A 24,293-nucleotide genomic window follows, 5' to 3' on the forward strand; every position below is an offset into this window, starting at 1 on the left:
GCGCGTCTCCGGGCCTCCTTGTAGCGTCCCCGAGCCCAGGCCCGCCGCAAGAAACCACTTCAAGCGTCGGCTATCCGCTCCCGCTCACGTCTGGGACGGCACGGCCGCCAGCACCTGGCGCACGCACTCGTGGAAGTCCTCGACCGTGAAGGGCTTGCTCAGGTAGCCCGAGGCCCCCGCGCGCATGGCTCGGGCCTTGTCCTCCGGCTGATTGCGCGAGCTCACCACCAGCACCGGCAGGTTCGCGATCTCCGGCGTGGCCCGGATGTGCCCACACAGGCCGAAGCCCGACACATCCGGGAGCACCAGGTCCACGCACACGAGGTCCGGCCGCCCCTCGCGCAGGTAGTGCATGGCCGCCCAGCCCGTGGGCAGTTCCACCACCTCCGGCACTCCGAGGTCCCGGAACAGGTCTCCGAGCAGCTTGCGGTACATCAGGGAATCATCGACGAGGAGAACCGTGCGCAGGGGGAGCGCCATGCCCCCCACGCTATCAGCCCTCGTGGAACCATGGCATCATCGCCCTCAGGCGGCGGCCCACCCCCTCGATGGGGTGATTCTGGCCTTCCTCCAGGAGCCTCTTGAACCGGGGCTTGCCCTCCGCGTTCTCCGCCATCCACTCCCGCGCGAACCGGCCGTCCTGGATTTCCCCCAGGATTTCCTTCAACCGCTCGCGCACGCCCGCGTCCACCACCCTCGGCCCCCGCGTCAGGTCCCCGTAGACCGCCGTCTCGCTGATGCGCTCGCGCATCCCCGAGATGCCGTGCTCGTACATCAGGTCCACCACCAGTTTGAGCTCATGCAATACCTCGAAGTACGCCACCTCCGGCGCGTACCCCGCCCCCACCAGCGTCTCGTAGCTCGCGCGCACCAGCTCCGACGTGCCCCCGCAGAGCACCGCCTGCTCGCCGAACAGGTCCGTCTCCGTCTCCTCCCGGAAGTTCGTCTCGATGAGCCCCGCCCGCGTCGCGCCCAGCGCCTTGCCGTACGCCAACGCCCGCTCCCAGGCGTGTCCCGACGCGTCCTGGTGCACCGCCACCAGACAGGGCACTCCCCGCCCCTTCACGAACGTCTGGCGCAGCAGGTCCCCCGGGCCCTTCGGGGCGATCATCACCACGTCCACGTCCCGGGGCGGCTTCACCCGGCCGTAGTGCAGCGCGAAGCCATGGTAGAAGAGCAGCATTTTCCCCGGCCTCAGCTCGGGCGCGATGGCCTCGCGGAACAGCGCCTCCTGCGCCAGGTCCGCCACCAGCAGCGCCAGCACGTCTCCCCGCCGCGCTGCCTCCCCCCGCGCGGCCACGAGCTCGAAGCCGTCCTCCGCCGCGCGCCGGGCCCCGGGCGTGTCCGGGCGCTCGCACACCAGGACCCGCACTCCCGAGTCCCTCAGGTTCAACGCCTGCGCCCGCCCCACGCTTCCGTAATCATAGACGGACACCGTCAGCCCGCGCAGCGCCGCCAGGTCCGCGTCCGCGTCGTAGAACACTCGCGTCATGTGTCTCCCCCTCAAATCGGATACACGAGCAACCCCGGTATCCGGAACGTCTCGTACACCACGTCCATCCGCGTGAAGCGCGGCTCGGGCTCCAGCACCACCCCCGCCAGCACCCGCCCCACGCTCAAGAGCACCGTCTCGCCGTCCTCCGTCGTCCGGTAGACGGCGTAGTTCGCCCTCACGTCCAGCCTCCCGTCCGCGTCCCCGCCCTCGGCCACGCGCACGTTCGTGTAGAGGTGCCGGCACACGTGCGGCGAGAAGACACACGCCTCGCGGATGGCCACCACCCGGTCCTCCATCATCCCCCGGCCCGTGCACAGCATCAGGCTCGCGGGCAGGCCCCGCGCGTGGTTCTCCCGCGGAATGAGCCGGTACTCGGCCTCCTCCGTGAAGAAGCCGGGCCAGTCCGCGAATCCTCCATCGTCGAGCGCTTCCGCGTAGCGGTAGAGCAGGTCCTCCACCCGGGAGCGCGGGGATGCATCGCCCATGTGTTCCTCGCTTCCCACGGTCGTCCCCTCCCCCTCAGACGTCCATCAAGGTGCGCCACGTCTTCCAGAAGCCTCGCAGGGCCGTCTCGTTGGCCAGGTCCGGCTCCGGCTCGCCGTACAGCACCCGCGTCCCCCCGAGCCCCACGAAGGCCGCGTCCCCCCGCTCGCCCTGGATGCCCCGCTGGACGATCTCCAGCGCCTCCACGTCCTCCAGCGAGATGAAGCCCGAGGGGCCCACCAGGTTCGCCTGGAGGATCCGCTGGTTGCGCAGCTCCACCGGATCGTCCGCGTAGCCCAGCAGCGTCCACACCAGATCGAACTCGTCCACCCCGCGGGGCAACACCTGCCGCGTGGCGATGCTGTTGGAGATGCGGTGGATGACGAGGCTCGGGAAGACCGTCTGGATGGACACCGCCACGTCGTCCGCCAGGTCCGGCAGCTTGCGCATCAATTCCGGCGCCCGCAGGCGGTAGCCCTTGCGGTACGTGGACAGGCCCTGCTGCTCGTATTGCTCCGGGTGCTCCTGGGTGCCGCCCTGGTAGGAGACGAGGTGTCCGCAGCCACTCGGCTCCGCCAGCGTCTCGCCCCGCTGCGTCGAGCGGAACAGGCCAAAGGTGGCCACGAACAGGTGCAGGAGTCCCGCGTGGTACGGATCCTTCACGTTCTCGAAGTACAGCTTCCAGTTGGCCTTCACGCGCTGGCGCAGATAGCCGAGCACCTCCAGCTTCCTCCCGTCGAACACGCGCGTGAATTGCGGCCAGACGCCGCCCAGGTACTCGCGCAACGGAGGGGTGTCGTCGCGGAAGGTGGCGAACACCAGGCCATTGAGCACTTCCACCCGCAGGCGGCGCAGGCTCAGCGCCTGCATGTCCAGGGGCACGTCGCGATAGCCCCCGTGCCCCTCCACGCCCTGCTTGAAGGGCACCGCGCGCAAGCGGCCGTCCGGATCGTACCCCCACTGGTGGTAGATGCAGTTGAAGCGCTTCCTCTGGCCATACGCCTCGCGCAGCACCAGCGCGCCCCGGTGCGCGCAGCGGTTGACGAGCACGTGCACCCGCCCGTCTCCTCCCCTCGACAGGATGACGGGCACCTCGCCGATGTGCGTGGTGCGGAAGCTGCCCTCCCCGGGCACCTCGGCCTCCAACCCCACGTAGCTCCACGTGGGCCCCTGGAAGACGCGCTCCTGCTCGCGCTGGAACAGTCCGGCGTCCGTGAAGACCCGGTACGGCACATGCGTCGTGTCTTCCCGGGGCCACGGCCAGAACGAATCGATGGGAGCGGACATGGGCGTCTTCCTGTCTCGGTGGAAACAAGGTCCGGAGCGTCCTGGCGCCCGACAAGCGCGCCCTTCACGCCCCGTTACTCCCCCACCTCGCGGCCAAGGCCCGGTCCTCCCGGGCCTGGAGCGATCAACCCTCGGAGGGAGGCGGCCCCCGGAACGCGTCCAGCTTGCCCGGTGCCTCCAGCTTCTGGGGCTTGCCCTCGCGCGCCGCGCGGTAGAGCGCCTCGATGATGCGCTGATCCTGCATACCCTCTTCCCCGGGCGTGTGCGGCGTGCGGTTGTTCTGGACGCACTCGGCGAAGTGGTCCATCTCCCGGGCGAACTGGCTCTTCCGCGGAAGGCTCCGCTCGAGGGTGTCCGAGGCGCGGGGATCCTCCGGGGACTTGCGAGAGATGCGCATGCGCAGGCCGCTGTAGGAGAAGGCGGGATCCAGGTCCACCCAGGCCTCCGAGCCCATCAGCCGCATGCGGCGGCTCTCGTGGTGTCCATAGCCCGTGGTGCACTGGGCGATGAGGCCCGAGGGGAAGCGCAGGGTGAAGAGGAAGTCCTCCTCCACCTCCTTGAAGCGCGCGTCGCCCGGCGTGCTGTACAGGGAGCCCCAGACCTCCACGGGCTCCTCGCCGCTCAGGTAGCGCGCGGCGGACAGGCAGTAGATGCCCACGTCCGGCAGCGCGCCGCCTCCCGCCATCGCCTTCTTGTGCCGCCATTGCGGCTCGGGCGCCTGGTTCTGCCCGTTGTCCGCGCTGAAGAGCTTGAGCGCCGCGAGCTTCTTGCTCCGCGCGAGCTGGATGGCGGCGCGGTGGTGCGGCTCGTACTGGAGCCGGTAGGCCACCATGAGCTGCTTCTTCGCCACACGGCACGCGTCGATCATCTGCTGGCACTCGGCCACGGAGTTGGCCATGGGCTTCTCGCACAGCACGTGCTTGCCCGCCTTGGCCGCGCGCACCGTGTACTCGGCGTGCATGTGGTTGGGCAGCACGATGTAGACGGCCTGCACCTCGGGGTTGTCCGCGAGCGTGTCGTAGTTCTTGTAGTCGTAGAGGTTCTTCTCGGAGACGCCGTACTGCCGCGCCACCGTGCGGGCCTTGTCCTTGTCGCCGCTCACCAGCGCCACCACGCGGCTCTTCTCGCACTGGCCGAAGGCGGGCAGCAGTTCCTCGAGCGACAGCCGGCCCAGGCCCACGATGGCGAAGCCCACGCGCTTGTCGGGGGCCATCGGCTCGGGCAGCGGCGACTCCACCTCGGTGGGCGACTTCATGGGCGGCAGCTTCACCTCGCTCTTGCCGCCCGCGGCCGCCAGCGCCTCCGGCAACCACAGCCCCGCCCCCACCATGCCGCCCGCGGTGCTCAAGAGCCCCCGGCGTGTCCAACCCCTGGCGTCATCGCGCTTCATTGTGTCCCAGCCTCCCGATGTGGCGCACGGCGCGCGGCGGCCCGGACAAGGCGCGGCGCGTCATGCGGCGGTGAGGGAACACAGCACCCGATAAAGCCGCGCCCCTCCAGCGACAAGTGCCGGAAGGGCGCGCGAGCGTGGCATGAGCGACACCCCCGAGCCCATCACTGTTGGCTCGTGGGCTGATAGAGGAGACGGGCTCAGCTCTTGTACTTCACCGAGCAGCCATAGGGCTCGGAGGTGGCCGTGGGCACGTCCTTGCCGGAGAGCAGCGCGTCCACGGCCGTCTTCACGTAGTTGGTGGTGTCCGCCGTCTTGTTGCCGCGCGCGTCGTCGTCGATGGCGCCCGCGTAGCGCACCACGCCCTTGTCATCGATGACGTACATGTGCGGCGTGGTCTTGGCACCGTACTCCTTGCCGACCTTGCCGCTCGGATCCTGGAGCACGGGGAAGGAGAAGCCCTTCTCCTTCTTCCAGGCGGCGGACTTGTCCGGCGTGTTGCTCGCGGTGGAGTCCACGGCGAGCCAGACGACCTTGGAGGAATCGAAGCCGCCGAACGTCTTCTGCATGGTGTTGGCCGTGTAGTGGCGCTGCACGAAGGGGCAGCCGGGGTTGGTCCACTCGAGCACGACGATCTTGCCCTTGTACTTCGAGAGCGAGTGCTCCTTGCCGGCCTCGTCCTTGAGGGTGAAGGCGGGAGCGGGCTTGCCCACCTGGGCGGTGTCGGCGGCGAAGGCCACCACGGGCAGCATCACGGAGAGGGCCACTGCGGTGAAGAGAGACTTCATGGCGATCAGTGCTCCTGGAGTGAGGGGACTACGGGAAAAGAGGCTCCACGGCCTCAGTAGGGGCGCGCGTCCGCCACGCGGCCAGAGGCGCGGCGCACGGCGTCGATGAGGGTGTCCTCGGTGAGCAGCTCGTTGAGGACCTCGGGCTTGTCCGGGGCGGAGGGGCTCACGAGCAGGTACATGGGCACGCCCGCCCGGCCGAACTCGGCCAGCTTGGCGCTGATGCGCGCGTCGCGCCGCGTCCAGTCCGCCACCAGGAAGGCCACCTGGTGCTGGGCGAAGGCGGCGCGCACGTCCTCGTCCTGGAGCACGGTGCGCTCGTTGAACTTGCAGGTGAGGCACCAGTCCGCGGTGAAGTCGATGAAGACGGGCTGGCCCGCCGCGAGCGCCGTGGCCACCGCCTCCTCGCTCCAGGCCTGGACCCCGGTCACCCGGGCCGCCTGGGGAGCCACCTCGTCGAAGCGCAGGCTCCAGGCACCGCCCAGGGCCACCAACCCCACCGCCGCCGCCACGCCCATGAGCTTGCGCGTGCCCGAGGTGCCCTGGACCAGGCCGTACAGCCACGCGCCCAGGGCCACCACGGCCAGGAAGGCGAGCGTGCGCGCCATGCCATCCACCCCCGTGAGCCCGCCCATCACCCACACCAACCACACCGTGGTGCCCAGGAGCGCGAAGCCGAGCAGTTGCTTGAAGCGCTCCATCCACGCACCCGGCCGGGGCAGGCGCCTGGCGAGGCCCGGCACGAGCACCAGCAGGCAGAAGGGCAGCGCGAGCCCCAGGCCCATGAGCACGAAGGTGAGAATCACCGTGGCCGGGCCCGACGTGAGCGCGAAGCCCACCGCCGTGCCCAACATCGGCGCCGAGCAGGGCGTGGCCAGCACCACCGCCAGCACGCCCTCGCCCACGCTGCGGCCCAGGCCGTGGCTCGCGTCCACCTTCTCCACCAGGGCGGTGCCGTCCGTGCCCACGTTGAAGACGCCGAAGAGGTTCAAGCTGAAGGCCACGAGCACCGCCGCCACGCCGGCCACGAAGAGCGGCTCCTGGAACTGGAAGCCCCAGCCCACGCCGTGTCCCGCCGCGCGCAGCGCCAGCACCGCGAGCGCCAGCGCCAGCAGCGAGCCGATGATGCCCCCCGTGTAGGCGAGCGCGTGCGCCCCCACCCGTCCGCGCTCATCCCCCACCGTCCGGGTGAAGCCATAGGCCTTGAGCGCCAGCACCGGGAAGACACACGGCATGAGGTTGAGCAGCAGGCCGCCCAGGAAGGCGAACACCAGCACCAGCCCGAGCGACAGGCCCGAGGCCTCCGCGGGCGCCGCGACGGGCGCCGCGCCCGGGACCCCCGCCGACACCGCCTTCGGAGCCGCGGCGGGCGCCACGCCCTTCTCCGCCGAGCCCTTCACCACGGGCGCGAGCGGCAGGTCCAGGCGCAGCGCGTGGTAGCCCGAGGCCGCCGTGCCCAGGCGCAACACGCCCGTGAAGCGCGGCTCGCTCGCGGGGACGTCCGGAGAGGCCTTGCCCTCCAGCTTGAAGGTGCCGGGCTGGCCGTCGACGGCGGTGAGCGCCAGGTGCTTGATGCCGGGCACGCGCTCGGGCACGAAGAAGTCCTTGTCCACCGTGGGCGGCGGCACCCCCGAGGTGCCCGCCAGGGTCACGGTGCCCGTGAAGGCCCGCCCCGTGGTCAACGACGGCTGATCCAACGCGAGCGCCACCGTGTAGTTCGCGCGCTCGGGCGCCACCGGCACCCGGGCGAGCGCCGCGTCGAAGGCCGGCGCGTGCTCGGCGTCCCGGTGCGTCTCGGGGCCCACCGGCAGCTGGCGCAGGAGCACCAGTTGCGCGGGCAGGCAGTTCACCTCGCACACCAGCACGTCCGCCGCGGCCGAGAGCTGCAGCGAGCCCTCGGCCTTCTCCGAGGCGTGGGCCTGGGCCGACAGCAGCACCTCGCCCTCGTACCCGTACGTGGTGATGAAGCCATCCGAGGTGCGCAGCGTGGAGGGCATGGGCCACTGCAACTCCCCCACCGTGCTGCCCGGCGTGTCCCAGGAAATCTCCGACGCCAGGCCCGACTCGCCTGGATTCTTCCAGTAGATGTGCCAGCCGGGGTGCATCTTGAAGAGCACGCCCACCCGGAAGGAGTCCCCGGGCTTCACCTGCGTCACGTCCGTGAGGAGCGTGGCCTCGACCCGGGACTTGCCCTCGTCCAGGGCGCCGCTGGCCACCGCCGAGGCCGGTGGCGGCGCGGCCCCGGCCCCTCCGGCCGCCAGCCAGAGTCCCAGCCCCGCCAGGAAGAAAAGCCCTCCGCCGCTCGTACGTCGTGCCCGTGGACGCGTCATGTGCCTCCCGTTAACCCACCGGCCCGGCATCCGCCATCCTTCCACCGGGTATTTGGCGCCCATCAACCTTCCGGTCAGGCGTCCATTCCCCTGGTGGCGATTCGAGGGCGGTGGTTTCAGTGGCCCGATTTACGGGGCACGGGCAGCGCCTGGACGATGCTCAAGCCCGTGCGCGCGTCCTCGGCCCGGGCCCGGCGCACCAGCAGCGCGGGCAGCTCCCCCGCCTTGCGATCCACCGCCTGACGCAAGTCCCTCAACCGCTCCACATGGCGCCGGGCGGGCACCTGCTCCGCGTCCAGGTCCACCAGCTCCCGCAGGGCGTTCTCCGCCGCGGAGAGCGACTGCGCGGCCGCCACCGGGTTCTTGCGCATGAGCGCCTTCCAGGACGCGGACTCGGCGGCCACCAGATCCAACTCCGCGCCCACCGCGCGGATCATCCGGCCCTCCTGGCTGTCGGGCAGCACCCGCTGCACGGGCACCGTCACCCGCCGCGTGTCCCCGTTCTCCATCCACGTCGTCGTCACGCCGAGCGACCATTCGGCCGTCTCCAGCCGCCCGCTGAAGAGCGCCCGGCGCGCGAAGGCATGCGAGAGCGAGCCCAGGCCCACGCTCAGCGAGTCCCCCTCGCCCCGCGCCGGGTAGCGGTGACGGCACAGGAGCTCGGAGAAGCCCGTGGGACGCACGAACAGGCGCGCGTAGGTGCCCACCTCGCCGAAGAGCTCGGCCACCAGCGCCGCCGTCGCCACGGGCAGCCCCTCCGCGTCATCCACATGGGTGAAGCCCGTGCCCGAGGGGCCCGTGAGCGCCTCCAGGATCTCCGGCAGGTAGTGCCGCCCGAGCCCCAGCGCGTGCAGGGAGATGCCCGACTCGGCCACCTGCGAGCCCAGCGTGCGGAACTCCGCGATGGCGCGCGGGCCCACCGAGGGCTCGCCATCCGTGAGCACCAGCAGCTTCGGACGCGCGCCGGGGACGAACAGCCGGCGCATGGCGGCCGCCGCGGACTCCACCGCCTCGTGCAGCGCCGTGCCCGAGCCCGTCCTCATCGCCGACAGCCGCTCGGACAGGCGCGCGCGGGAGCCCGAGTCCATGATGGACAGGGGCGCGAGCTGCTCGGGCACGCCGTCGAAGGCGAGCAGGCCCAGGTAGTCCTTGGGCCCCGCGCGCTCGACGAGCAGTTGCGCGGCCTCCACCGCCGCCGCCAGGGGCGAGCCCCTCATGGACGCGCTGCGATCCAACACCAGGTTGACCGCCACCGGCGCCCGGGGCGCGTCCGCCGAGGCCTCCACGGTCACGAGCAGGTTCACGTCCCGCCCCCCGCCTCCATCGCGCTCGACCGCCCAGGCCGTCAGATTCATCGCTACGTCCTCCGTGCGCGCCCTCCCCCGCGAACCGCGCGAAGGGCCACACTTCCCCCAGTATCACCTACACCCCCCCTCCAGAGGAAATCCGGAGAGCGCCCCCGCCCGGGGGCCCTCAGTCCGGCGTCAGCATGGCGCGCAGCCTCGCCGCGAGCACGTCCACCGGAAAGGGCTTGGTGATCATCTCCATGCCCTCGGCCAGGAAGCCGCCGCGCACCGCCGCCCCCTCCGCGTAGCCCGTGGCGAAGAGCACCTTGAGCCCCGGCCGCTTCTGCCGGGCGATCTCCGCGAGCTGCCGGCCGTTCATCCCTGGCAGGCCCACATCCGTGACGAGCAGATCGATCCGCCCCCGCCCCTCCAGATGAGGCAGCGCCTGCTTCGCGTCCCCCGCCTCCAGCGCCCGGTAGCCCAGGTCCTGCAACACGTCCACCACCACCATGCGCACGGACGGGTCGTCCTCCACCACCAGCACCGTCTCGCCCTCGAGCGCCCGCTGGGCCTCGCCCGCCACCTTCTCCCGGGCCGCCGCCTCCGCCCCATGACGCGGCAGGTAGAGCTTGACGGTGGTGCCCTGGCCCACCTCGCTGTAGATGCGCACGTGGCCGCCGGACTGGCGCACGAAGCCGTAGATCATCGACAGGCCCAGGCCCGTGCCCTGCCCGATGGGCTTGGTCGTGAAGAAGGGGTCGAACGCCTTGGCCACCACGTCCGGAGTCATGCCCGTGCCCGTGTCGCTCACGCACATCACCACGTAGTCCCCCGCCGCGAGCCCCTCGAAGGCCCGGACGTAGGACTCGTCCAGGTGGGTGTTGGCCGTCTCGATGGTGAGCTTGCCCCCGTCCGGCATGGCGTCCCGGGCGTTGATGACCAGGTTGAGCAGCGCGCTCTCGAACTGGTTGGCGTCCGTGCGCGCCGTCCACAGGTCCGCCTTGAGCTGCGTCTTGAGCGAGACGTTCTCCCCGAGCGTGCGGTGCAGCAGCTCCTCCAGGGACAGCACCAGGGCGTTGATGTCCGTGGGCTTCACGTCCAGCGACTGCCGGCGCGCGAAGGCCAGCAGCCGGTGGGTGAGCGCCGCCGCGCGGTTGGCCGACGCCGTGGCCGCGTCGATGTAGCGCTGCACGTTGTCCAGCTTGCCGCTCTTGATGCGCCGGGCGAGCAGATCCAACGCCCCGACGATTCCCGCCAGCAGGTTGTTGAAGTCGTGCGCGATGCCGCCCGTGAGCTGCCCCACCGCCTCCATCTTCTGGGACTGGCGCAACTGCTCCTGGGTGCGCGCCAGCTCCGCCTCGCGCTGCTTGTCCTCCGTCACGTCGCGCGCCACGCAGTAGAGCAGCCCCTCGGACGGCACGGCCAACCAGGAGAAATACCGGTAGGAGCCGTCCTTGTGACGGAAGCGGTTCTCGAAGCGCAGCGTGCGCTGCCCCTCGGAGAGCTGGCTGACCTCCGAGCGCGTCGCGTTCCGGTCCTCCGGGTGCTCCATCCACTCCGAGGTGCGGCCGAGCAGTTCGTCCTCGCTCCAGCCGAGCAGCGTCGTCCACGCGGGGCTCATGCTCACCCAGCGGCCCTCCATGTCCGCGATGAGGAAGGGCGCCTGGGACAGCTCCCACAAGCGGTTGCGCTCGCGGGTGCGCTCCTCGACGCGCTTCTCCAGCGAGACGTTGAGCTCGCGCAGTTCCTTTTCCGCCAGCGCCCGCTCCAACGCCTCCCAGGTGCGCGAGGCCACTTCCTCCACCAGGGAGATTTCCTCCGGCGGCCAGGCCCGCACCTCCCGGTGGTTGAGGTAGAGCACCCCCCGCAGCAGGTTCGCGCGCATGAGCGGCACCACCACCGCCGCCCTCGCCCCCAGGGCGTCGGAGACATCCGCGGCGCCTTCATCCCGCATCATGTCCTCGAAGATCACCGTCTGGCCCGATTCCAACCCGGCCACGACCGGGCGGCCGAAGAGCGCGAGCGCGTACCGCCCCTCCAGCGGACCCAACGGCCCCTCGCTCCAGCTCGTGACGAACTCCACCATCGTCTGGCTCGCGTCGAACTCGGCGTAGCCCGCGCGGTGGATGCCCAGGCGCCGTCCCAACAGCTCGGCCGCCAGGGACATGATGGCGCGCGGCTCGGACAACGGGCGCAGCCGGTCGGAGAGCGCCAGCAGGAAGGCCTGCCGCGACTCGGCCTTCTTGCGCGCGTCGATGTCCAGCAACACCCCCGGAAAGCGCAGCGCCCGGCCCTGGGCATCCCGCTCGCAATGGCCGTTCGCCTCGATCCACATCCACGAGCCATCCCACTGCCGCACCCGGTACTCGGCCCGGTAGAGGCCCCCCTCGCGCACCGCCCTGGCGATGAGCTCCTCGACCCGCGCCGTGTCCTCCGGATGGATGGATTGCACCGCCCGCGCGAGCGGCACGCCTTCCTCCAGGTGCTCCGCGTTCATCGTGAAGGTCCTCGCGAAGCGCGCGTCCGCCGAGAAGCGGTCCGCGGGGATGTCCCACACCCAGGTGCCGATCACCGCCCCCGCGTCCAGCGCCAGTTGGATGCGCTCGTTGGCCACCAGCAGGCTCGTCTCGGCCCGCCGCCGCCGCCGCTCCTCCTTCACCCGCTCCGTGGTCTCCACCACGATGGCCCACATGCCCATCGGCTGGCCGTACTCGTCCGTCACGGGCGTGTACGTCAGATCCAACCAGGTCTCCTCGGGGACCCCGTTGCGGTGCAGCACCAGGTGCCGATCCTTGAAGGACAGCGACTCGCCCCGCAGGCCCGCCTCGATGACGCCCCGGTTGAAGTCCGCGATCTCCGGCCAGCCCACCACCGCCGGCAGACCCAACACCTGGGGATGGTGGCCTCCCGCGATGCGGGCATACCCATCATTATAAAGGAGGATCCCCTCCGGCCCCCAGAGCAGCGCCATGGGCAACGGCGCGAGCAGCAGGATGTTGACGGTGGTGCGCAGACTCGCGGGCCACTGGGAGAGCGGCCCCAGCGGCGTGGTGGACCAATCGAAGGCGCGGATGCGCTCGCCCATCTCCCCCCCGGCGGGGGTCAGGACGCGCTCCGGAGCGAGAGAGGACACGGAGGAGGGGGGCATGAACGCTCGGACGAAACGGGCCTCGCCTCACTTAACCCAGATTCCGCGCCCCCGAACAGTCATCGCCGGAATGGATGCCTCCCCTGCGAGGAGCCACCACTACCCCCGCGAGGCCACGGCGCGCCCGGACGCCTTGGTGAGCAGCACTCGCGCGTCGGTTGGCAGGCAGGCGATGAGCTCGGAGGACGCCGTGGCCACGAGCACCTGCGTCTCCATCGCGGCCCGCTGGAGGAGCGCTCCGAGTGTGGGCAATACCTGGGGATGGAGCCCCACCTCGAGGCCGTCCAGCACCAGCAGTGGCGCTGGACGAGGCGACAGGCACACCACCGCCAGGCACAGCAGCAGAAGTGTTCCATCCGACAGTTCGCCGAGCGTCAGCGGCTCGCGCACGCCCGCCTCGCGCCAGACGCCCATCACCGTGCCCAGACCGCCCTGGGGCCTGACCGACAGCCCCTCGAAGGACGGCAGGGCCGCGCGCAGGTGGGACTCGAGCTCGCGCCAGCGCTCGGGATGCGCGGCCCACAGCTCGAAGAGCACGGCGCTCAGATTGGCGCCATCCGCCGCCAGCACGGGCTCGGGCTCCGAGAGCGCGGGCCGCCGCGAGGCCGCGCCCGCGGAGACGTCGAAGCCCCGGTGGAAACGCCAGCCCTCCAGGAGGCTCCGCACGCTGGTGACCACGCCCGGGACGGGCGCCTCCAGCGCGCCGCGCAGCGCGAGTTCCCCGGCCAGCACCGTCCGAGGGGTCGCGAGCACCCGGGGCCGGGGTGGCTCCGCCGTCGCCGTGCGGACGACGCCCTGGCCATTCTGGAAGTCGAGCACGGCGAAGCCCTCGCCGGCCTCCAGCCGCTCCGAGGTGACGCGAGGCACGGCACGCGTGCCCCCCAGGCTCACGGTGTAGAGCACGCGCTGGCCCGCGCCGCTCTCGAGGCGCAGGGACAGGTGAAGCCGCTCGGGGACCTGGGAATCACCTTGGGAGGGCACCGGCCCCGCCATCGCGAGCGACAGCCGCTCCAGACAGTCGAGGATCGAGGACTTGCCCGAGCCCGGCGCGCCCGTGAGGACCGTCAGGGCCCCGGGCCGCAATACGAGCCTCTGGAGCATCCGGTGGCCGTCCACCTCCAGCTCCGTGATGTGAGAGGGACCTCGCAGCGGCGCCTGGGCCGCGAGCCCCGCGTGCACGGCCTCGAAAGAGGCGGTGTCCTCCACGGCGGCCGAGAGCTGGATGGCGCCCACCAGGCCCTCGTCATCGCCGAAGAGCAGCTCCGCGAGTCCCAGCTCCGCGGCGAACCGCTCCAGCGTCCGGGCCACCTCCGCCGCGGGCAAGCCCGCGAACGCGCCCAGTTCCTCGGACGTCCACGCCTTGCCCCGCTGGCGCCGGTACGCTTCCTTCAGCGCGGGCAGCAACCGGTCGAACCCCGCCAGCTCCGCCTGTCTCGTGCTCGATTCGCTCGCCGTCACACGTCCACCCCCGCGTCAGTTCCTCCGACGCGGGGGCCAGACCCTACTCGGCGTCGTAGCCGCCGTATGCCTCATCCGCGCCCCACAGAAAGCCGCCGGCGCCAATCCGCACCACCCCGGGCGACTCCGACTCCTCGTCACGGCGCTCCTTCGATGCGTACTCCAGGCCCTCGTCATCCAGATACGTCCTGTCGTCGTGCACCATGGCGGCCTCCCCGCGCGTTTGACCGATTTACTCTTCCAGGGTGGGCATTGCGCCCCGCGTTGTAAAGTGCTTGGCCTTTCAACCAATCGAGCACTGGGGATTGTATTCACGGGACCGACATACCCCTACCCCTGGGGGTTGCCCGCTGTTCAGAAGCCTCTGAGACAGCGGGACACGTCTTGAAAAGGCCCACACGCGCCAGCGACCGGCCGGAGAGCAGCCGGGCGGGCGGGTCCTCAGTGCGAGGCGGCGCGGGTGTTCACCACGGAGACGAGGAACGAGCACGTGCCGGTGTTGCCCGCGGAGTCCCGGGCGCTCACGCTCACCCGCGTCTGGCCTGGCGGAAACACGCTGCCCGGTGCATGGCTGTACGTGGGCACCAGCCGGCTCGTCCCCGCGTCCCTCACCGTCGCCACGAAGCTCACGGCGACCCCCTCGGGCCCCTCCGCCTCCCGCACCAGGTTGGCGGGGCACGTCACCACCGGCGCCGTGGTGTCGCGCACCGTCACGTCGAAGGCGCACGTGGCCTCGTTGCCCGCCACGTCCCGCGCCGTCACCGTCACCGGCGTGCTGCCCGTGGGAAAGCGCGCTCCCGAGGGCCTGCTGTAGCCCAGCGTCACCGCCGACACCGCGTCCGAGGCCGTGGCCTCTCCGTAGTTGACGGGCGTTCCCGTGGCGCCCGTGGCCTCGACCGTGACGGACGCGGGGCACGTGAGCGTGGGCTTCGTCGTGTCGCGCACCGTGACGGGGAAGGAGCAGGCGCGGTGGTTGTCCGCCTCGTCCCAGGCCGTCACCGTCACCTGCGTGGTGCCCACGGGGAAGACGCCGCCCGGCGCGTGGCTGTACTCCAACCTCGGCGAGGCCGTCACCGCGTCCACCGCCGTGACCGTGAAGCCCACCTGCGCGCCCTGGGGCCCGGAGGCCTCGGCCACCAGGGATACCGGACACGTGAGCGCGGGCGCGAGCGAGTCCACCACCCGCACCCTGAAGAAGCACGCCGCGATGTTGTCCGCGGCATCGATCGCCAACACCGTCACCGCCGTCTCGCCCAGGGGGAAGACGGAGCCCGGGGGCACGCTGTGGCTCAGCGTCACCCCGGACACGCTGTCCCAGGCACGCACCCAGTCGTAGGTGACGGGGGTGCCCGCGGCGCTGGCGGCCTCGATGAAGAGGGGCGCGGTGCAGTCGAGGAAGGGCTTCGTGGTGTCCACCACCTTGACGGGGAAGGAGCAGGTGGACGACAGGCCCGCGGCGTCCCGCGCCGTCACCGTCACGGTCGTGGTGCCCAGGTGGAAGGTGCTGCCCGAGGCGTGGCTGAACGTGAGCGCCGGCGAGGCCGTCACCGCGTCCATGGCCGAGACGGAGAAGGTGCCCACCGCGCCCGAGGCACTGGAGGCCTCGAGGCGCACTTCCTGGGGACAAGTGAGCACGGGCGCGGTGGTGTCACGCACCCAGACCGTGAAGGAGCAGGCGCTCGCGTTGCCCGAGGAATCCGCCGCCCCCACCGACACCTTCGTCACCCCGAGCGAGAACCCGGAGCCCGAGGGCTGGCTGTACGTCACCGTCACCGCCCCCGAGAGATCCGAAACCGTGGCGGAGGGATAGAAGGCGGACGTGCTCTCGGCCGACGAGGCCTCGACGACCACGCCCGAGGGGCATGTGAGCACGGGCTTCTGGGTGTCCCTCACCGTGACGCGGAAGGAGCAGGTGCCCGTGTTGCCCGCCGCGTCCGTGGACGACGCCGTCACCACCGTCTCGCCCAGGGAGAACAGGCCGCCCGAGGCATGGCTGTACGTGACGGACGGCGAGCCCGACACCGCGTCCTTCGCGGAGGCGGAGAAGGTGGTGCTCGCGCCTCCGGGCCCCGTCAGTTCCAGGAGCTGGTCCGCCGGGCACGTCACCACGGGGGCGAGGGTATCGCGCACCGTGACGTTGAAGGAGCAGGTGCCCGCGTTGCCCGCCTCGTCCGTCGCCGTCGCCGTCACCCGCGTGGTGCCCAGCGGCAGGGTGTTCCCCGGCGCGGGGCTGTACCTCAGCCTCGGCCAGATCGTCACGGAGTCGGACGCCTGAGCGGAGTAGGTCACGGACGCGCCCGAGGCCCCGGTGGCCTCCTGGGCGAAGTCCGCCGGGCACGTCACCTGGGGCGCGGTGCTGTCCGTCACCTTCACCCAGAAGGAGCACGTACTCGTGTTGCCCGCCACGTCCCTCGCCGTCGCGGTCACCATCGTGTTGCCCAGGGCGAACCGGGAGCCCGGAGCCGTGCTGTAGGTCACCGTCACGCCGGGCAGCTCGTCTCCCGCCGTGGCGGCGAAACTCACCGGAGCGCCCGCGGAGGAAGTGGCCTCGGCCGTGACACTCGCGGGGCAGGTGATCCACGGCCGCGACCCATCCGTCACGGTGACGCGGAAGGTGCAGCTGCGCGTGTTGCCCGCCGCGTCCGCCGCCGTGGCCGTCACCCGCGTCTCCCCGACGGGGAAGAGGACGCCCGAGGGATGGCTGTACGTCACCTCCGGCGAGGCCGTCACCGAGTCCGTCGCTCGCGCGAGGTCGTAGAAGACCGTGGCGCCCACGACGCTGGTGGCCACCACCGTCTTGTCCGCCGGGCACGTCACCCCGGGGGGTGTGGTGTCCCGCACCGTCACCGGGAAATCGCAGAAGCTCACGTTGCCCGTGTCGTCCTCGGCACGCACCGACACCACCGTCGTGCCCACGGGGAAGACGGAACCGGACGCCGCGCTGTACGTCACCCGGGGCGACGCCGTGTGGTCATCCGTGGCCGTGGCGGGCGGCCAGGAGACGGGCGCGCCAGAAGCGGACAGGGCCTCGACGGCCTCCGGCGCCGGACACGTCACGACGGGCGGCGCATCCCCGGGCAGCGCGGGCAGCGGCAGCCGCCACAGCTCCCGGCCGTGCGGCCCATCGTCCGCGGAGAAGAAGACGCCGTTGCCCGCGCGCACGAGCATGCCGGGGCTGCTCGAGCCGGAGGGATGGAGGTCCTTCACCATGCGGGTGCCCGACTCGGTTCCATCCGAGACCCACAGCTCCTCGCCGTGCACGCCGTCCGTGGCGCTCAGCAGCACGCGGCCGTACTCCGGCAGGCCCACCATCGGCGCGAACCACCCCACGCCAGCGCCCGTCCCAGGCAGGATGTCCTTCACCAGGCGCGTGCCCGCGGCGGTGCCATCCGTGCGCCACAACTCCGAGCCCGTCGCGGAGGTCTGGGCCAGGAAGAAGAGCTGGTTGCCCGCGGGGGCGAAGCTCGAGGTGATGTTGCGGGTGAACGTGTTCGCGGGAACCACCTCGGACAGGGCCTGGGTGGCGCCATCCCACTTCCACAGCGCGTGGGTCGTCGTGAAGACGAGGAGCGAGTCGCCCAGGGGGATGAGGGGGCTCACGAAGGACACCGGAGCGGCCAGCTTCACCACCGCGCCCGTGGCGGAGTCCACCTTGTGGAGCGCGCGCACCGCGGTGCTGGACGACGACTCCGCGGCGAGGAAGAAGACCGCGTCCTGGAACCGCGTCAGGGAGGCCGGGTTGGAGCTCGCGGTGCCGGGGACGAGGTCCGCGACCCGCACGGTGCCCTGCGCCGTGCCATCCGACTTCCACAGCTCCGCGCCGGTCACCCCATCCGCCGCGGCGAAGTAGAGCGCGCCGCCCAGGCTCGCGGCGGTGTCGTCCGCGCTCCCCCACCCGACCGAGCTGGGATCGATGTCCTTGATGAACGAGGTGCCCGCGGCCGTGCCATCGCTCACCCACAACCCATGCCCGCTCGTTCCGGCGGAGGCATGGAAGAAGAACCGGTCGCCCAACGTCGAGAGGAAGCGGGGCTGGCTGCTGTTCGCGCCGGGGACCAGGTCCTTGACGAGCCACGTGCCCGCCTGGGTGCCATCACTGCGCCACAGCTCGGCGCCGCTCGAAGCGGTGCCGGAGAAATACATCACCCCGCCGGTGACCAGGGGACGCTGATCCCAATAGGTCCAGTAGAGGGTCGGCGAGCCAGGAAGGGAGCCGGTCCCCGCCGCGGAGCCATCACTGCGCCACATGGAGGAGAGCGGGCCCGAGCCGAACACGACCGAGCTGCCCACGGCCACGCCGCCCACGGGGTCGATGCTGTTGATGACGACCTTCGAGTTGAGATCCTCCAGCATCCAAGTGCCCGCGGCGGTGCCATCGGTGCGCCAGGGCTCCAGTCCGTGCGCCCCATCATTCGCGGAGAAGGAGAGGACGTCACCTGACGCACTGGCCCCCGAGAGGGACAGCTGCGTGAACACCTGAAGCGGCGTCGGTGGCGCTCCGGAGCCATCCCCCGACCACAGCCGGAGGCCACAGGGCGGCGAGAGCGACGCATCACAGGTGTCCGAGCGGACATAGAAGCGCGAGCCCGCCACGGCCAGTTCCCCCAGCGCGCGCAAGTCCGAGAGGAGCACGGTGCCCGCCGCCGTGCCATCGCTCCGCCATACCCGCTGGACGCCGGACAGGTCCTCGGCGAGGAAGACGAGGTGGCCCTCGAGCGCCCGGAACTGGGTGGGGTTGGAGCCACGGGAGCCAGTGATGAGGTCCTTCACCCGATACGTGCCCGCCGCCGTGCCATCGCTCGTCCACGGCTCCCAACCCGACGCGCTGTCGCTCCCGGAGAAATAGAGCCTGTTGCTCACCGCGGTCATCGTGCTCGGGCTGATCCGGATGACGGGAGAGGAAGCGCTCTGCACGAGCGAGGTCCCTTCCTCCGTGCCATCACTGCGCCACAGCGCGTCGTTCACGGTGAAGTAGAGCAGGTCGCCCGCCGCCACCAGATTGCGTGGGGAGCTGGGCGCGGAGCCAGGCACCAGGTCCTTGACGAGGCGCGTCCCCGTCTCCGTGCCATCGCTCACCCACAATTCCTGTCCGTGGACACCATCCTCCGCGGTGAAGAAGAACGTCCCGTTGGCCAGGGCCACCAGGTTGTCCGGCATGCCGGAACCGGTGGGGCGGATGTTCTTCACCCGCGAGAAGCCTTCCGCCCGGGTGTAGCGCCACAGCTCCCAATCGAAGGCGGGCATCTCCACCAGGGACAGGTAGAGCGCGTCACCCACGCGGCACACGCCCCGGGTTTGTCCTCCGTACCAGAAGGAATCGGGAGACAACCGCACGGTGCCCTCGTCCGTACCGTCCGTCCTCGCCATGGAGCCAAAGGAGTTGAGCAGGAAGAGCTCATCGCCCAGGGTGATGAGTTCACTGTTCGCGGACATCGGAGACGCGCCGCCGATGCGCGGGGCGTGGGAGCCCTGCTCGGTATACGCCCACAAGTCGCTTCCGGCGATGAAGAGGGTGTCGCCCGCGGGCAGGAAGCGCCGCGGGTCGCTGCCATGGGTCTGCCCCGAGGGATCCGGCGCGAGATCCTTGACCAGGGAGGGCTCGCTGAAAGGAGCCTCCACCGCGTCCCGCCGCTGCCGGGCCCCGGGCGCCTCATCGAGCCCCGCGTCCGACGGCCCACAACTTCCCAACACCGCCCCCAGCACCGCCAGGCACGCCCTGGCACTTCGCTTGGACACCATCGCGTGAAGTACCCCTGAACCAGAAGAAGAGAGAGTCATCGGCTCGCCCGCGTGTCGCGCACGGTGATGAAGAAGAAGCAGGCGGACGCGTTGCCCGCCCGGTCCACCACGCTCGCGTTCACGCGCGTGCGGCCCACGGGAAACAACGCGCCCGAGGCGTGGCTGTACGTGGGCACGAGGCGCGCCGACACGACATCCGACGCCTTGGCCGAGAAGAAGGCGGGAGCGCCCTCGGGCTGCGTGGCATCCAGCACCTGGCTCTCCGGACAGGTGAGCGTGGGCGCGAGGGTGTCACGCACCGTCACGGAGAAGGAGCACGTGCCCGTGTTGCCCGCCGCGTCCTGGGCGCTCACCGTCACCGGCGTGGTGCCGAACGCGAACACGCTCCCCGGCGCGTGGCTGTAGGTGAGCAACAGTCCCGAGTCCGTCACCGCGTCCGTCGCGCCCACGGAGAAATCCGCCGGGCCCCCCACTGTCGACAGGGCCTCGACCTCGATCGCGGAGGGGCAGGTGAGCACGGGCGCGGTGGTGTCCCGCACCTCCACCTCGAAGGCACACGACGCCCGATTGCCCGAGGCGTCCCGGGCCCACACCATCACGGGGGTGGTGCCCAGGGGGAAGCGCGTCCCCGAGGCCTGGCCGTACGACACCGTCGCCGCCGACACCGTGTCCGACGCGGTGGCCGGGGCGTAGGTGACGAGCGCGCCCGTGGGCGAGGTGGCCTCGGCGGTGACGCGTGCCGGACAACTCAGCGTGGGCGGAGTGGTGTCCCGCACCGAGACGAGGAAGGAGCAGGGAGCGGAGAGGACTCCCGCCTCGTCACGGGCCCGCACCGTCACCTGGGTGTCGCCCACGGGGAAGCGCGTGCCCGGGGCCTGGCTGTAGAGGAGCGCGGGCGCGAGCGTCACGGTGTCACTCGCGTGGGCCGCGAAGTCCGCCAGGGCGCCCGAGGCGCTGGTGGCCTCGAGGAGCAGGTCCGCCGGGCAGGTGAGAAGGGGCGCGGTGGTATCCCTCACCGTCAGGGCCAGGGAGCACGTGGAGGTGTTGCCCGCCGCGTCGCGCGCCGTCGCCGTCACCTCCGTGGTGCCCAGGGGAAAGAGGGTCCCCAGGGCCGGGCTGTACGTCAGCGTCACCGCCGACACGGTGTCCGAGGCCGAGACCGGGAGGGAGGAGACGAGCGCGCCCGAGGCCGACGTGGCCTCGACCGCGTGAGCCCCGCCGCCACACAGCACCAGGGGTGGCCTGGTATCGCGCACCGTCACGGGAATGGAGCACGAGGAGGTGTTGCCCGCCGCGTCCCGCGCCGTCGCCGTCACCAGCGTGGTGCCCAGGGGAAAACGGGAACCCGAGGCCTGGCTGTACGTCACCGTCACCGCCGACACCGTGTCGGAGGCCGTGGCGGCTGCATACCCGACGAAGGCCCCCCCGGCCTCCGAGGCCTCGACCGTGACGGCCGCCGGGCACTTCAGGGTGGGGGGCGTGGTGTCCCGCACGACGACGTCGTAGGTGCAGGAGGACGTGTTGCCCGATTCATCCCACGCCTGGGCGATGAACGTCCGCGTGCCCAGGGGATAGAGCTGGCCGGGGCCTTGATAGGACATCCCCCAGCCACCACTCACGTCCCATGACCTGGGCGACTCGAAGAACGCCTGGCCTCCCGAGGCGCTGGTGGCCTCCACGTACGTGGTCGGCGGACAGGTGAGAGTGGGCGGCGTGGTGTCGCGCACCGTCACGCCAAAGGAGCACGACGCCGCCTGCCCCGCCGCGTCCATGACCCGCGCCGTCACCCGCGTGGCGCCCAGGGGAAAGAGGCTTCCCAGGGCGGGGGTGTACGTCAGCTCGGACGACGCGACGTCCTCGTCGATGACCGTGGCGTGTGGCCAGGTGACGGGCGTGAGGGGACCCGACAGCTCCTCCACCACGTCCGCGGGACACGTCACCTGGGGAGGCAGATCCCCCGAGGACGGCAGGGGCAGCATCCACAGCTCCTGGCCATGCGGCCCATCATTGGCGCCGAAGAAGATGCGCGAGCCGCTGCGCACGAAGGACGTGGGATTGGAGGACATGGGACCTGGCGCGAGGTCCCCCACCCGCCAGGTCCCCGCCTCGGTGCCATCGGAGATCCACGGCTCCAGGCCGTGCTCACCATCCGAGGCACGGAACATCACCTTCCCCAGGCCCTCGAGCGCGACCATCCCATAGGGGCCCATGCCGCCTCCCGTGGGCCCGGGAAGGAAGCTCTTCACCCGGCGAGTGCCCGTGGCATCCGTGCTCCACAGCTCCCTGCCGCGCCCCGGGCTCCGGGCAGTGAAGAAGACCGTCCCGCCCGCGGCCACCGGCTCGAGTCCAAAGTGGAAACCGCCTCGGGACACGCGGGTCGCGCTCGAGGCGCCGCCGCCATACTTCCAGATCTCCGGCGGAGGCTCACCCGCGTGCTCGATGGAGCCGGCGTTGACGCTGTAGAAGAGCGTCCCGTCGGCGACGGCCATCCAATCCCAGTGCGTCGACATGGGCGCGACAGACGACACCTTGCGCGGCGTTCCCGTCGCATCCAACCGCCAGAGCGCGGACGGAGTGCCAGGGGCCGCCGGGTCCCGCGCCACGAAGGCGAGCGTCCCATTCACGTCATGAAGGGAACTCGGGGAGAAATCCTTCGCGCCCGGCGCCACGTCGGCCACCAGGAGCGTGCCCTCGGGCGTGCCATCCGTGCGCCACAGCTCCACGCCGTGCACGCCGTCATGGGCGGAGAAGTAGGCGAGTCCCCCCACCTTCACCAGGGGGCCCGGCGCGGAGGAGAAGGCGCCCGGCCAGATGTCCTTGAGCAACACGGTGCCCTCGGAGGTTCCATCGGAGCTCCACAGCTCGATGCCATGCGAGGCCGTGGCGGCGGAGAAGACAAGCCGCTCCCCGAGGACGACCCCCGGTCCCGGCTCGCTCGAGCCCGGTCCCGGCACGAGGTCCCGCACGAGCGACGTGCCCGCCGGAGTGCCGTCGGTGCGCCACAGCTCCTTGCCGGACGCGGGAGTGGACACCGAGAAGAACACTCGGGTGCCCAGCCGCACGGGGGCCTGGGGCTCCGAGGCGAACGGGCCCGCCACGTAGGTCGTCCCGCGCTCGGTCCCATTCGAGCGCCACAACGCGTACGGGGTGGGATTCAACTCATCGCCCCGCGTGAAGAGCAGGGTCCCGTCCAGATCCACCCAGGGCCGGGGCTCGCTGTCGTTGCCGGGTTCCCAAGCCTCCATGAGCACATGGGAGCCTTCGGGAGTGCCATCCGAGACCCAGGGAACCCGCGCGTAGTACGGGTTCAAGACGGAGAAGAGGAGCGTGTCGCCGAGAACGGCGAAATCCGAGGGCTCGAGGGCGCCGGTGAAATCCTGGGAGGAGGCGAGCGGGACTGGAGCCTCCACCCCATCGCTCATCCACAGGGAGTAAGGGGAAAGCGTGCGCTCGTCGTCGCGAGAGAAGAGGAACAGGCGGTGGTCGGTGGAGACCACGCGCCCGGAGAAGGAATCAGCGGGGCCGGACACGCGGTCCGTGAGCCGCACCGTTCCCTCGGCCGTCCCATCGCTCGTCCACAACTCGCGTCCGGTGGAGCCCTCGTGGGCGAGGAAGTAGAGCGCCCCGCCCATGACGGCGGGCACGGAGGGCTCCGACCCCGCCGCTCCCGGGGCGAGGTCCTTCACCCGGACGGTGCCCGCGCCCGTCCCATCGCTCTTCCACAGCTCGCGTCCGCCCTCCGCGTCCGTGGCGGAGAAGACGAGCGTCGAGCCCAGGGCCGTGAGGTTCTGAGGCGCGGAGAAGGAAGGGGCCTCCTTCAGGTCGATGATCCGCACAGTGCCCGCCTTCGTGCCATCGCTCTTCCACAGCTCGCCGCCGGAGACGAAGAAGAGCGTGGAACCCACGGCCGTCAGGGAGGACAACGAGCCGGGGGCCGCGAGGGTCGCCACCCACGAGGTGCCCGCGTCCGTGCCATCGCTCTTCCACAGCTCGCTCCCCGAGGCGATGAAGAGCGTGGAGCCCACGGCCCGCAGGGCGGTGACATGAATGGGGAGCGTCTTCACCCGCACGGTGCCCGTCCGCGAGCCGTCGCTCTTCCACAACGCCGGCGTTCCACCCACCCCCTCGTCACCCGCGAAGAAGAACGTGTCGCCGACCGCGCCCAGGACGGGCTCGGAGAGCCGCGCATGCGAGGAGAGGGGCCAGGTGCCCTCGGGGGTGCCGTCGCTGCGCCACACCTCGGACACCTCGGGGTACAACCCCGCGTTCACCACGACGGAGACGAGCCCGCCCACGCTCAGGATGCGCTGGATGGAGGGTCCCTCCAGCAGGACGTAGGAGCCCCGCAGGAACGGGTTGAAGTCCCACACCCGCCGCGTTCCCACCGCCGTCCCGTCGGAGACCCAGAGCGCGGTGGTCTCCACGTCACCCACCGCGAAGAACACCTGATGGCCCGCGCGAGCGAACTCACGCGACTGGGAGCCCACCGGCAACCAGGGCGGGTACTGCCCCGGATGCAGATCCTTGACGAGCACGGGCTCGCCGCTCGTGAGCGCGTCCTGACGCGCCGCCGCCGTGACGGACTCCAGGCGCTCCGCCTCCCCCTCGACCGGCTCGCCACACCCCACGCACACCGCCAGCGTCAGGGCCAGACCCGCCCTCGCTCCTCGCTTGATATCCATTTGGACGAACTCCCCCCGCACGCGGGGCGCTCCCGCGCGGGAGGCCCTCGTCGTGGGTCCGCTGTGAATCCCTTGAAGTAGAACCGCCCCCACCTGGAGCCCGAGGGACGCTCCCTCACGGCTCCTCCTGACGCATACAGTCAGCCAAAAGAGTTATACTGTCAACGTTCCGCCGCTTGGGGTACGTCCAAGCGTCGCGGACCGTGA

Annotated in this window: 13 protein-coding genes; all 13 read right to left on the reverse strand. The window is 71.1% G+C overall.

Features of this window, described 5'->3' with window-relative positions; genetic code table 11:
* Window positions 1–84 precede the first annotated feature (84 nt).
* A complete protein-coding gene (locus MEBOL_RS14625; RefSeq protein WP_095978006.1) occupies window positions 85–480 on the reverse strand; it encodes a response regulator in 396 nt (131 codons plus the stop codon).
* Between the two features lie 13 nt (window positions 481–493).
* Window positions 494–1,492 (reverse strand): ketol-acid reductoisomerase, encoded by a 999-nt coding sequence (gene ilvC / locus MEBOL_RS14630; RefSeq protein ID WP_095978007.1) that lies wholly within the window; start codon window positions 1,490–1,492, stop codon window positions 494–496.
* 11 nt (window positions 1,493–1,503) lie between these two features.
* The gene (locus MEBOL_RS14635) at window positions 1,504–1,980 is read right to left on the reverse strand and encodes an aromatic-ring-hydroxylating dioxygenase subunit beta (RefSeq protein WP_095982792.1); all 477 of its coding nucleotides are present in this window, start codon (window positions 1,978–1,980) and stop codon (window positions 1,504–1,506) included.
* A 34-nt stretch (window positions 1,981–2,014) separates the two neighbouring features.
* Window positions 2,015–3,265, reverse strand: a complete 1,251-nt coding sequence (locus tag MEBOL_RS14640) for an aromatic ring-hydroxylating oxygenase subunit alpha (RefSeq protein WP_095978008.1) — start codon at window positions 3,263–3,265, stop codon at window positions 2,015–2,017.
* Between the two features lie 124 nt (window positions 3,266–3,389).
* The gene (locus tag MEBOL_RS14645) at window positions 3,390–4,655 is read right to left on the reverse strand and encodes a Gfo/Idh/MocA family protein (RefSeq protein ID WP_095978009.1); all 1,266 of its coding nucleotides are present in this window, start codon (window positions 4,653–4,655) and stop codon (window positions 3,390–3,392) included.
* A 200-nt stretch (window positions 4,656–4,855) separates the two neighbouring features.
* The gene (locus MEBOL_RS14650; RefSeq protein ID WP_095978010.1) at window positions 4,856–5,443 is read right to left on the reverse strand and encodes a thioredoxin family protein; all 588 of its coding nucleotides are present in this window, start codon (window positions 5,441–5,443) and stop codon (window positions 4,856–4,858) included.
* Between the two features lie 53 nt (window positions 5,444–5,496).
* Window positions 5,497–7,773 (reverse strand): protein-disulfide reductase DsbD family protein, encoded by a 2,277-nt coding sequence (locus MEBOL_RS14655; RefSeq protein ID WP_095978011.1) that lies wholly within the window; start codon window positions 7,771–7,773, stop codon window positions 5,497–5,499.
* Between the two features lie 116 nt (window positions 7,774–7,889).
* Window positions 7,890–9,128 carry a vWA domain-containing protein gene (locus tag MEBOL_RS14660; protein ID WP_095978012.1) on the reverse strand — a complete coding sequence of 413 codons (1,239 nt, stop codon included), beginning with the start codon at window positions 9,126–9,128 and terminating at the stop codon, window positions 7,890–7,892.
* Window positions 9,129–9,246: 118 nt separating this feature from the next.
* On the reverse strand, window positions 9,247–12,207 hold the full coding sequence (locus MEBOL_RS14665; protein ID WP_095978013.1) for a GAF domain-containing hybrid sensor histidine kinase/response regulator: 2,961 nt from the start codon (window positions 12,205–12,207) through the stop codon (window positions 9,247–9,249).
* Between the two features lie 99 nt (window positions 12,208–12,306).
* A complete protein-coding gene (locus MEBOL_RS14670; protein WP_095978014.1) occupies window positions 12,307–13,665 on the reverse strand; it encodes an AAA family ATPase in 1,359 nt (452 codons plus the stop codon).
* Window positions 13,666–13,708: 43 nt separating this feature from the next.
* Window positions 13,709–13,870 (reverse strand): hypothetical protein, encoded by a 162-nt coding sequence (locus tag MEBOL_RS41855; RefSeq protein WP_170115511.1) that lies wholly within the window; start codon window positions 13,868–13,870, stop codon window positions 13,709–13,711.
* Between the two features lie 236 nt (window positions 13,871–14,106).
* Window positions 14,107–19,404 carry an ELWxxDGT repeat protein gene (locus MEBOL_RS14675; protein ID WP_170115512.1) on the reverse strand — a complete coding sequence of 1,766 codons (5,298 nt, stop codon included), beginning with the start codon at window positions 19,402–19,404 and terminating at the stop codon, window positions 14,107–14,109.
* A gap of 35 nt (window positions 19,405–19,439) precedes the next feature.
* Window positions 19,440–24,086 carry an ELWxxDGT repeat protein gene (locus tag MEBOL_RS14680; protein ID WP_095978016.1) on the reverse strand — a complete coding sequence of 1,549 codons (4,647 nt, stop codon included), beginning with the start codon at window positions 24,084–24,086 and terminating at the stop codon, window positions 19,440–19,442.
* Between the last annotated feature and the right edge of the window lie 207 nt (window positions 24,087–24,293).

Origin of the sequence: Melittangium boletus DSM 14713, from assembly GCF_002305855.1 — a bacterium.
GTDB lineage: Bacteria > Myxococcota > Myxococcia > Myxococcales > Myxococcaceae > Cystobacter > Cystobacter boletus.

Coding starts and splice junctions, on each gene's coding strand:
- MEBOL_RS14635 (WP_095982792.1), bottom strand. CDS start 1,980: ATGGGCGATGCATCCCCGCGCTCCCGGGTGGAGGACCTGCTCTACCGC.
- MEBOL_RS14665 (WP_095978013.1), bottom strand. CDS start 12,207: ATGCCCCCCTCCTCCGTGTCCTCTCTCGCTCCGGAGCGCGTCCTGACC.
- MEBOL_RS41855 (WP_170115511.1), bottom strand. CDS start 13,870: ATGGTGCACGACGACAGGACGTATCTGGATGACGAGGGCCTGGAGTAC.
- MEBOL_RS14625 (WP_095978006.1), bottom strand. CDS start 480: ATGGCGCTCCCCCTGCGCACGGTTCTCCTCGTCGATGATTCCCTGATG.
- MEBOL_RS14650 (WP_095978010.1), bottom strand. CDS start 5,443: ATGAAGTCTCTCTTCACCGCAGTGGCCCTCTCCGTGATGCTGCCCGTG.
- MEBOL_RS14655 (WP_095978011.1), bottom strand. CDS start 7,773: ATGACGCGTCCACGGGCACGACGTACGAGCGGCGGAGGGCTTTTCTTC.
- MEBOL_RS14640 (WP_095978008.1), bottom strand. CDS start 3,265: ATGTCCGCTCCCATCGATTCGTTCTGGCCGTGGCCCCGGGAAGACACG.
- MEBOL_RS14680 (WP_095978016.1), bottom strand. CDS start 24,086: ATGGATATCAAGCGAGGAGCGAGGGCGGGTCTGGCCCTGACGCTGGCG.
- MEBOL_RS14675 (WP_170115512.1), bottom strand. CDS start 19,404: ATGGTGTCCAAGCGAAGTGCCAGGGCGTGCCTGGCGGTGCTGGGGGCG.
- MEBOL_RS14645 (WP_095978009.1), bottom strand. CDS start 4,655: ATGAAGCGCGATGACGCCAGGGGTTGGACACGCCGGGGGCTCTTGAGC.
- ilvC (WP_095978007.1), bottom strand. CDS start 1,492: ATGACGCGAGTGTTCTACGACGCGGACGCGGACCTGGCGGCGCTGCGC.
- MEBOL_RS14660 (WP_095978012.1), bottom strand. CDS start 9,128: ATGAATCTGACGGCCTGGGCGGTCGAGCGCGATGGAGGCGGGGGGCGG.